Source organism: Homoserinimonas sp. (assembly GCF_056262345.1).
Genome location: NZ_JBACFR010000151.1, coordinates 1 through 7,811, shown reverse-complemented (window position 1 = coordinate 7,811; position 7,811 = coordinate 1). Strand labels below are relative to the sequence as shown.

General features: G+C 65.8%; 5 protein-coding genes. 1 reads left to right on the top strand and 4 read right to left on the bottom strand.

What is annotated here, in order from left to right; translation table 11 throughout:
• Positions 1-630 (bottom strand): GNAT family N-acetyltransferase (locus AC062T_RS07555; RefSeq protein WP_476028784.1); only part of this gene is annotated, 630 nt, incomplete at its 3' end.
• Between the two features lie 39 nt (positions 631-669).
• Between AC062T_RS07555 and AC062T_RS07550 the strand changes: the two genes are divergently transcribed.
• Positions 670-1,278 (top strand): maleylpyruvate isomerase family mycothiol-dependent enzyme, encoded by a 609-nt coding sequence (locus AC062T_RS07550; protein ID WP_476028781.1) that lies wholly within the window; start codon positions 670-672, stop codon positions 1,276-1,278.
• 16 nt (positions 1,279-1,294) lie between these two features.
• On the opposite strand, the gene AC062T_RS07545 is transcribed toward AC062T_RS07550, so the two are convergent.
• From AC062T_RS07545 to AC062T_RS07535, 3 genes are all read right to left on the bottom strand, one after another.
• Entirely contained in the window at positions 1,295-2,581 is a 1,287-nt protein-coding gene (locus tag AC062T_RS07545; protein WP_476028780.1) for an adenylosuccinate synthase, read from the bottom strand.
• A 56-nt stretch (positions 2,582-2,637) separates the two neighbouring features.
• Positions 2,638-5,241 carry a helix-turn-helix transcriptional regulator gene (locus tag AC062T_RS07540; RefSeq protein WP_476028778.1) on the bottom strand — a complete coding sequence of 868 codons (2,604 nt, stop codon included), beginning with the start codon at positions 5,239-5,241 and terminating at the stop codon, positions 2,638-2,640.
• A gap of 76 nt (positions 5,242-5,317) precedes the next feature.
• Positions 5,318-7,811 (bottom strand): DUF7507 domain-containing protein (locus AC062T_RS07535; protein WP_476028776.1); only part of this gene is annotated, 2,494 nt, incomplete at its 5' end.

The following is a 7,811-nucleotide window of genomic DNA, read 5'->3' as shown; positions in this document are numbered from 1 at the left end:
GCGAAACGAGACCGGCTTGTCACCCCACCGTTCAAGCCGGGACTCCAAACCCGCCCGCACCGAGGGCCATTCTTCGCGCAGCACCGAATACACCGCGGTGTCGCGCCACGAACCGTCGGCGCGCAGCTTGTGCCGTCGAAGGGTGCCCTCATAAACGGCGCCGAGTGCGGCGATGGCCGCCCTCGACCGCTCGTTGGCGGCATCCGCCTGAATCTTGACCCGACCGAACCCGCTATCGAACGCGAGCCCCAGCAGCAGGAGCTTTGCCTCGGGGTTGACCGCTGTGCCCCAGACCCGCGGATCGTAGGCCGTCCAGCCGATGTGGGCCGCTTCGTCTGCAAGTTCAAAGTCGCCGAGCGTGGAGGTGCCCACCAGAACGCCATCGTGCGCTCCGCCCCGCAACCGAATCGCGTAGGGGTTGCCCACCCCGAAGGCGTAATACCCCCGCGCAAAAGCGCCGAATTCGGCGAGGGTGACGGGTAAACCTGCGGGGCCGCCGCCATATCCGCCCGCGAAGACCCGAGAATGCGCGATCGCCTCAAACAGCTCAGGCAGGTGATCGTCGGTGAGGGGTTCGAGCGTAACAAACCGCCCGTTAAGCACAGATAGAGGGGGACGGGCCGTGGTCACGACATGCAGTCTGGCACGAGAAGTGACACCATGGGACTCGTGAGTAACACAGCACTCTTCAATGCCTCTGCCGATGCCTTTCTCGGCCTGCTCGCCGAGGTCGCGCCCGACCAGTGGGAGTCCCACGGACTCGGCTCCTGGACCGTGCGGTCTCTTGCCGGCCACACCGCCCGCGCGATTCTCACGGTCGAGACATACCTGGGCCAGGATGAACCGGGTTCTGCCACGATTCCCTCGGCCGAGCACTACTACAACGAGGTGCTTGAGCAGTTCACCGACCACACGTCCATCGAGCAACGCGGCGTCGAAGCCGGCGCGTGGCTCGGGGCCGACCCCGTTGGCCAGGTTCGCGACGCCATCAACCGCACCAAGGTGCTCATTGGTGAGCAGCCGTCAGACCGTCTCGTCTCGATCGGCGGAATGGGCATTCTGCTCGACGAGTACCTGCGCACCCGCGTCGTCGAGCTCGTCGTTCACTCGATCGACCTCGCCCGCGCCATCGGTTCTGACTTCACGCCGCCCAAGGATGCTCTGGCAATGACCGTGAGCCTGCTGGCTCAGACGGCCGTGCACCGAGGCTCGGGAGTCGAACTGGTGATCGCCCTGACCGGCCGGGAGCGCCTACCAGAGGGCTTTACCGTCGTCTAGCTAACCAAGCGTCTAGCTAGCCGAGAAGGTCGTGGCGCACGACAATCGCGTCGCGCCCGGGGCCAACACCAATCGCCGAGATGCGGGATCCGCTGATCGCCTCAAGGGCGAGCACGTAGTCCTGCGCAGCCTGCGGAAGGTCGGAGAATTCGCGGGCGCCCGTGATGTCTTCGTCCCATCCGGGGAAGTTTTCGTAGATGGGCACAGCGTGGTGAAAGTCCGTCTGCGAGACGGGCATCTCGTCCACGCGAACACCGTCGACGTCGTACGCGACGCAGACGGGGATCTCCTTGAGGCCTGTGAGCACATCAAGCTTGGTGAGCACGAAGTCGGTCACGCCGTTGATGCGAGCCGAGTAACGGGCAATGGGGGCGTCGTACCAACCACAGCGACGGGGGCGGCCCGTCGTCGTGCCGAACTCGCCGCCGTTATTGCGCAAGAAGTCGCCGCTCTCGTCGAACAGTTCCGTGGGGAACGGGCCAGCGCCGACGCGAGTCGTGTAGGCCTTGACGACGCCGATGACGCGCTCGAACCGGTTCGGTGCCACTCCCGAACCCGTGGCAGCACCGCCCGACGTGGCGTTGGACGACGTGACGAACGGGTAGGTGCCGTGGTCAACATCCAGCATGGTTGCCTGGCCGGCCTCAAAGAGCACGGTCTTGCCCTCGTCGAGGGCGCGCGTGAGCACGAGTGCCGTGTCGTCAACCATGGGGCGCAGGCGCTCCACGTACTGCAGCAGGTCTTCTGCGATCTCGTCGACCGTGATGGCTCGGCGGTTATAGATCTTGACGAGCAGGTGGTTCTTGGTGACGAGTGCGCCCTCGATCTTCTGACGAAGGATGTTCTCGTCGAAAAGGTCTTGGATGCGGATGCCGACCCGGTTGATCTTGTCGGCATACGTCGGCCCGATTCCGCGGCCGGTCGTGCCGATCTGGCGCTTGCCGAGAAAACGCTCCGTGACCTTGTCGAGAGTGCGGTGGTAGCGCGTGATGACGTGGGCGTTAGCACTAACCCGCAGGCGCGAGACATCGACCCCGCGGGCGGCGAGCGCGTCGAGCTCCTCGAACAGCACCTCGATGTCGACGACGACACCGTTGGCGATTACGGGAACGACGCCGGGCGACAGGATGCCAGAGGGCAGCAGGTGCAGCGCGTATTTTTCGTTGCCGACAACCACGGTGTGGCCGGCGTTGTTGCCTCCGTTGAACTTGACGACGTAGTCGACACGGTCGCCGAGCAGGTCGGTGGCCTTGCCCTTGCCTTCATCGCCCCATTGGGCACCGATCAGCACGATTGCGGGCATGCGGCAGACATCCTTCTTGTTCAGGGAGAGGAGAAACGGGTGGGAATGCTTCCAGTCTACCGGTCGTAAAGACCCAGGCGACTGGCTGCTCTGATCGCTTCGTCTCGCGAGCCGACTCCGAGCTTGCGGTAGATGCTGCGCAGTTGACTCTTGACCGTGTTGACCGAGACGAAGAGTTCCGCAGCAATCTCGGCGGCGCTGCCTCGTGCCCCGAGCTCCCGAAGCACCACGAGTTCGCGTTCCGTGAGGTCTACAGATTTGGTTGCCCCTGGCACTACGGAGGGCACCGCCTCTAGGTCGTCCAACAGCATTTCGTACCGGGAGAGGCGCCCGGAGCGTCGGGCGAGCGCCAGCAGCTCGCTGCGCAGGTTCTCCGAGAGCAGGGCGAATGGATGCCGCATTCCACGGTCGTTCATGAGCAGCACGGCCGATTCGAAGTGGTCGAGCGCCGTGCCGTCGCGACCGAGCCGCACAGCGACAGATGCCTTGAGGAGACTGGTTTCGGCTTGCCGGCGAGGAGTCCCGCCCGAGGCCCCCTGGTCAAGCACGGCCTGCGCCGCCGCAACGTTGCCTGATGCGAGGTGAAGACGCACAAACGAGTTGGCGACATAGGAATCGTCAGGATCATGCTGGGCGAGCACCGACTCCGCCCTCCTCGGTTGCCCTGCCGCGATGAGCAGGAGCGACAGCACTGCGTCGAGCCTGCGCCGACTCACGGGCATGAGAGCCGGGCGTGCACCCGGGCGCAGGGCCTGCTCGAGGGCCGTTGATGCTTCGAGCGGCCGCCCCATCCCCAGCAGGGCCATGGCCTGCACGTGGGCGAACAGGGGCCAGTGCTCGGTCGTGTCCACTCTCGGCGATAGCAGGCGCACTCGGGCGAGAGCCTCGGCGTAGTCACCGGTCTCGATGCTCAGCATCGCCTCCGCGATGTGCAGGAACGCCTCCGGATATTCGAACCGGTTGCTGCTGGGCCACCCCTCATCCCTAGCCTGCGCAACGCGCCATCGCGACTCGGTCATGTTGCCGGCGAAGGCGAGCGCTCCCGCGCTCAGCGCTAGGCCGTGGAGGTGGCCAGGATCTCGGGTTGCCCCCGGCAGCATCCGGGAGGCCTCAAAAAACTCCATCGCTCTGTCTTCTTGAGCGTCATAGAAGAACGACAAGCCGAGGTGCGGCAGCAGTGCTCCGAGAATCGGCTCCAGCCTGTCGCGTTCGTCGAGCGTGAGCTCACTGAGCAGGCGAGCCGCGCGGTCGGCCACCTCTACCGCCTGCTCAGGTTTTCCGCTGATGCGCAGCGCCACGTTCTCGGCGTTGAGGAGCAGCACCCTCCGCACGGGATCAAGGCCAGCGGAGTTCTTTTTCATGGCCGAAATCGCGATGCCGAGCATCTCGAGAGCACGCTCCCTCTGCGACTCGACGCCGTTGAGCGCTACGCCGAGCGCCATGGCCAGGAGAGGTTGCCGGGCTATTGTGCGGCGCGGCAGAGCGGAGAGTGTCGCAATGGTCTCTGCGCGGTGCTCAGAGAGCACCGAAGCGTAGTGATTGATGACGATGTCCGAAGCCACGTCGAACTCCCCCAGCGCAACGGCATGGCCGAGGGCGGACGAGAAGCGCCCCCGGTCTAGCTCGCACCGCATCAAGTCACGCCGCAGCCGCGACAGGTCCTCGGGCGGGCGCGTCTGCAACTCGCGGCGGAGGCCATCCCGAAGTCGTGGGCTGATCGTGAACTCTGGTCCGTCTGCGCTGTCCGCCCAGTGACCGAGCCCGGCGCCCGCAAGAAAATCGAGGATCGCCGGCGCAGTCGAGCTGCCGGTGAGCCCGATTGCCAGCGCCGGGGTCACCGTCTCGGCGATGGAGAGACTGATTAGGTCGTTGACGTCGCGGTTGTTCGCGAGCTCACCGCCCCAGAACCGGTCAAAGAGGCCGTCGACCGAGATTCGCTGACGAACCGAATCCGCATCGATCATCACACCAGCCTGGGAGAGTTTGACCAGCACTCCCGTCACCACGACCGCGAGCCCCCCTGAGCACTCGCGGATTGTCGCGGCAATGCTCCCATCAGCATCCGCAACTCCCCTGTGCCGCAACAGATCGGCTATCTCGGGGATCGTGAACAGCAGGTCGCGATTACGAATTCGCGTCGGGCTCAGCGCTATGTCGATCCTGTCGCTGTCGAGCGTGCCGCCAGCGCGGGTCATCACGACTATGTGGATGAGAGGGCTCGCCTGCACGATCGCGACAATGTCGTCGACTACGTCCTGCTCGCACAGGTGAAAGTTGTCGGCAATGAGCACGAGCGGGCGACCGTGCTGAGCGAGCGCCCGAACGAGCTCGTGGCGGAGCATCCGTCCGCCGTCGCGCGGTTTCACCAGCAGGTCGTGGAGCAGGCCGGAATGCCCGATGATGCCGGCATCCGATAAGAGCTGCAGCACCGCACGCCAGAAGGTTTCAGAACCCGTTGTGTCGCTGTCAACGCTGAGCCACACGCCCTCGGGCGCCTCAGAGGGCCTGCTCGCGGCCCACTGCGCCACGGCCGTCGTCTTGCCAGAACCCGTGACGCCTCGCACAACGGTGAGCCCGGAGCCCTCCGAGAGAATCGCCGAGATCCTGTCCCGGTTCACTGCGGTGCGGGGCAGACGAGGGAGGGAATATATCTCGGACATCTTCTCCCGAGTGTAGCCAGGAAGGGGGCCAGTGGCATCTGACGGGCCGTGGTTGCGGCCCGTCAGATGCCCCGCACTATGCCGTTCGGCGTTTGGTTCGGGCTCCCCAACCGATAAGCGCACCCACCAGAAGCAACACCGTGCCCACCAAGAGCGCAAAGTCGGCAAATGCAGTACCGGTGATGGTGAGGGCAAGCACACTCACGCTCACACACGTTGCCGTGGGGTCGTCTCCGCAGGGCTCTGCCGGAGTCACGGGCTCCCACGGCCCCGGAGGGACGGTAACCGATGCGCTGTTGACGCGCGCGCCCACAGCGTCGTACTGCACGACCGCCGTGAATGACGTGCTGGCCCCGGGAGCTAGCGACGGGATGTCCCACTCCAGACGCGAACCCTGCTGCGTCGCCGCAGGGCTGGTTGAGAGAACTCTGGCCGAGTGAGGGAGCGTGTCGGTGACCGTCTGGGCGATGGCCGTGCGCTCTCCCGTGTTGGTCACGGTGATCGTGTAGGTCACGTCCTCGCCGATGGCGGCGAATGCCTTATTCGCCGTCTTGGCAATTGCCAGGCTTCCCCACTCATAGGTGTTCGTGATGGTTGCGATCTGGGTGGCGGGCACGGCATCAGAGGCGGATGCTGCGGTAACGATCATGAGCACCGTCGCGTCGCCCGTTCTCGCCGTCTCGTCGTACGCGCCCAGGGCACCCGCCTCTGCGACGGTGCACTCCGCGCCGAGCGGGATGCCATCGATGCGGTTTGTGAGCGCGTTGGATGCGTCGAGAGTGAGCACAGCCGACGACCCCAGGTTCACGGGCACACCGGCAATCTCACACTGCACGGTCACGTCGAACGCCGAAGGCGCGTGCGCTGCAGCATCTCCGTCGATTAGCTTGGCCACGCTGAGCGGGCCAGAAGCAAGGGCCACCCCAACCTTGGCGGGCGCGCGCCGCATGACGGGGCTCGTGACGAAGGTGGCCGTGGCTCCCATCTGGTTCCACGCCACTGCCGGGCCGACAGGAGCGCTCACGGGGGCGCGGCTGGGGTCAGCGGCCGTGAGCGGCGCATTGACGGTGCGCATCAGCAGGGTGACGCTCGCGCCGGGCTCGAGCTGCCCCGTTGCCGTCGCCGAGAAGTCGTAGGCAACCCGGATGCCAGTGACATCCGCCCAATCGCCAGCGAATGCTGACTCGGCAACCCAGGCGTTGGCAGCGCAGGTGCTGTCGGCACCCCAAGCGGAGCTCGCCCCTGTGCCGACACAGACTGCTGAGTCGGTGCTGACCTGCCAGCTTGCGGTGGTGCCGGCAGGCATGCCAGCGAACTGCAATCCAAACGCGTCGTCGAACACGGGGCGCCACGCGGAGTCGCGGGGGCCACCCTGGTCGAGCATGCGGTCACCCGCGGTGGGCAGCGGGTCGACAACCGTGAGCGACGTCACGGCCTCGGTGCCGCTGTTGAGCACCGTGAGCTTCCACTCGTCGGTCGCGCCGACGACGGTGGCAGCAGCACACGGGTTGCGGAAGAAGCCGTCGGAATCTGGCAGGCAGGTACGCGTGGCGTTGACCGTGTTGACGGCCCCGGTCACGAGCGTGCCGTTGACCTCGCCGCGCACACTCTTGGTCGCCGAAATGTTGGCGCCCTGAATGAGCTGAGCGTAGTTGGTGGTTCCACACTGGTTTGCGGGCAGTCCAGAGATGGTGCCCTGACCGTTGCCCGACGCATTGGTGCAGGCCTCGAGGGTGCTGCCCGTGTCGACCACGACCCGGTTGGTGGTGGGCGTCGGCGCACCGTGCTCGATTGTGGTCGTCAAAGAGATCGTGAACCTCTCGCCCGGCGCCATCCGCGTGGAGCCTGCCGGCCAGGTGAAGACCAGGTTTCCGGATGACGTATCGAGCGTCGGGGTCGTGGTCAGAAGGCCACCTGCCGAGGTCGAGTACGTTGGCTCATCTCCCGTGAACAGCAAGTGCGCCGGCAGCGTGTCGGTCACGGTCGTGATGGGCAGGAATCCGGTCCCCGTGTTGCGGAACTGGATGCTCCACGTGACGACATCGCCGGCCCGGTAGGTGTGGACGTTGCCCGCTGGTGTCTTCGACACGTCAAGCGAGAAGGTTCCCGTGGCGAGCGCGAGAGACGCCGCGGCGTCGTCCTCTGCCGGGGTGAAAATCTGCACAGGCTCGGTGCGGCGCGACTCCACGTCGATCTCGTTGGGGAGGCTCGACGGGAACACGATGGCACCGCCGTCGCGGAGCTCGCTGCGGAGTCCAACGACGAAGGCTGCGGATGCCGCCCAGTCGGCGGGCAAGGCCGTCGCGGAGAAAAGCGCACCATCCGCACGGTCGAAAGTGAAGCGGATGCCGGTGACATCGGCGAGCGTCACGGCCGGCAGCGCCGCGGTAGCGCCTGCTGTGCCCCGCACCCATGCTGATGAGCCGAGCTGAACATCCACCCGCACGCGGTCAGAGCCGACCGGCATCGTGATGGCACCCAGCGACGAGAGCTGCACGGCGTTCCAGAACCGCGCGTCGGTATCGGTAATGACAACCTCGTGAGTCGCTGCGGTCGAGGCGCCGTCGTTG